The sequence below is a fragment of the Actinokineospora pegani genome, from assembly GCF_009745975.1.
Lineage (GTDB): Bacteria > Actinomycetota > Actinomycetes > Mycobacteriales > Pseudonocardiaceae > Actinokineospora > Actinokineospora pegani.
Window position 1 is genome coordinate 1 of record NZ_WHOL01000057.1, and the last position, 2097, is coordinate 2097.

Below are 2097 nucleotides of genomic sequence, written 5' to 3' on the forward strand. Positions count from 1 at the left end.
TGGTCACTGGTGCGTCGGGTGGTATCGGGTCGCTGCTGGTGGATCACTTGACGGCGCAGGGGTTCGACGTGCTGCCGGTGAGTCGCGGGGCGGGTGTGGACGTCACGGATAAGGCGTCGTTGGCGAAGGCGATCGAGGGGCGTGAGCTGACCGCTGTCGTGCACGCCGCGGGTGTGCTCGACGACGGCACGCTCGGGTCGCTGACGCCGGAGCGCCTGGAGCGGGTCCTGGCGCCCAAGGTGACCGGTGCCCGGAACCTGCATGAGCTGACGAAGGACATGGACCTGGCCGGGTTCGTGCTGTTCTCCTCCACCTCCGGCATCTGGGGGGCCGCCGGGCAGGGCAACTACGCCGCCGCCAACGTGGCTTTGGACGCCCTCGCCCACGACCGGCGCGCAGCGGGCCTGCCCGCGGTGTCGCTGGCCTGGGGTGGCTGGGACACCGGCATGGCCACCGGCAACACCCGGGTCACCACCGGTCCACTCGGGACGATCACCCCCGATCTCGGCGTGGCCCTGTTCGACACCGCCGCGCACAGCGAGCGCTCGCTGGTCGTCCCCGCTCCGGTGCGCCTGGCCGCGCTGGGCCGGGAGCTGGGCGCGGCCGTGCCGCCGCTGTGGCAGGGGCTCGTGCGCCCCGCCGGGCAGAAGGCGGCGGCCGCCGCCCCGGTGACCGGGGTGCTCGACCGGCTCGCCGGGCTGGGCGCCGACGAGCGGCTGGACCTGCTCACCGACCTGGTGCGGGAGAAGGCCGCCGGGGTCCTCGGCCACCTGTCCGCGCACGCCGTCGGCGCCGACCAGGCTTTCAAGGACATCGGGTTCGACTCGCTGACCTCGGTCGAGCTGCGCAACGCGGTCGCCGCCGCCACCGGCCTGCGGCTGCCCGCCACGGTCGTGTTCGACCACCCCACCCCCGCCGACCTGGCCGAGCACCTGCACCGCGAACTCGGCGGACAGGACCTCCCGGCGACCCCCGCCGTGTTCCCCGAGCTGGAGCGCCTGGAGGCCGCCATGGCCACCGCGCGCCTGGACCGCGCCGCCGCCGCCGAGCTGTCCACCCGGCTGCACGCCCTGCTGGACGGCTTCCAGGACGAGACGGAGCAGGCGATCAGCGGGGCTTCCGACGACGACTTGTTCGACTTCATCGACAACACGCTGGGCACCCTGTGAACGCGACGACCGGACGAGGCACCGATGGCGACTGAGGACCAGCTCCGCGACTACCTCAAGCGGGTCACCGCCGACCTGCACCGCGCCCGCACCCGGCTGCGCGAGGTCGAGGCGGCGGGCAGCGAGCCGATCGCCGTCGTCGGCATGGCCTGCCGGTTCCCCGGCGGCGCCGACACCCCCGAGCGCCTGTGGGACATGCTCGCCGCCGGGACCGACGCCATCGGCCCGTTCCCCGCCGACCGGGGCTGGGACGGCGGCGGCCGCGGCTACTTCCCGCCCGGTGGGTTCATCACCGACGCGGGCGGGTTCGACGCGGACTTCTTCGGCATCTCCCCGCGCGAGGCCGTCGCCATGGACCCGCAGCAGCGGTGGCTGCTGTCGACCGCCTGGGAGGCCGTCGAGGACGCCGGGATCGCGCCGAGGTCGCTGCGCGGGACGCGGGCCGGGGTGTTCGTCGGCGCCAGCTCCTCGGAGTACGGGCCGGACCCCGACACCCTCGACGAGGGCTCGCTCGGCTACCTGCTCACCGGCACCACCGGCAGCGTCGTCTCCGGCCGGGTCGCGTTCACCCTGGGCCTGGAGGGCCCGGCGGTCACCGTCGACACCGCGTGCTCGTCGTCGCTGGTCGCCCTGCACCAGGCCTGCCAGGCGCTGCGCGCCGACGAGTGCACGATGGCGCTCGCGGGCGGGGTCGCGGTCATGGCGACCCCGGGGATCTTCGCCGAGTTCGGCAGCCAGGGCGGCCTGTCCGGCGACGGCCGCTGCAAGTCGTTCTCCTCGGCCGCGGACGGCACCGGCTGGTCCGAGGGCGTCGGCGTGCTCGTGCTCGAGAAGCTTTCCGACGCCCAGCGCGACAACCGGCGCATCCTCGCGGTCATCAAGGGCTCGGCGGTCAACCAGGACGGCGCGTCCAACGGCCTGACCGCGC

At 74.5% G+C, this 2097-nt stretch carries 2 protein-coding genes; both read left to right on the plus strand.

The window, feature by feature from the left end; translation table 11 throughout:
* Window positions 1–1169: beta-ketoacyl reductase (locus GCL84_RS06305; RefSeq protein ID WP_156754414.1), on the plus strand; the 1169-nt coding region annotated here is incomplete at its 5' end.
* A gap of 24 nt (window positions 1170–1193) precedes the next feature.
* A partial coding sequence (locus GCL84_RS06310) for a beta-ketoacyl synthase N-terminal-like domain-containing protein (protein WP_197523050.1) occupies window positions 1194–2097 on the plus strand: 904 nt, incomplete at its 3' end.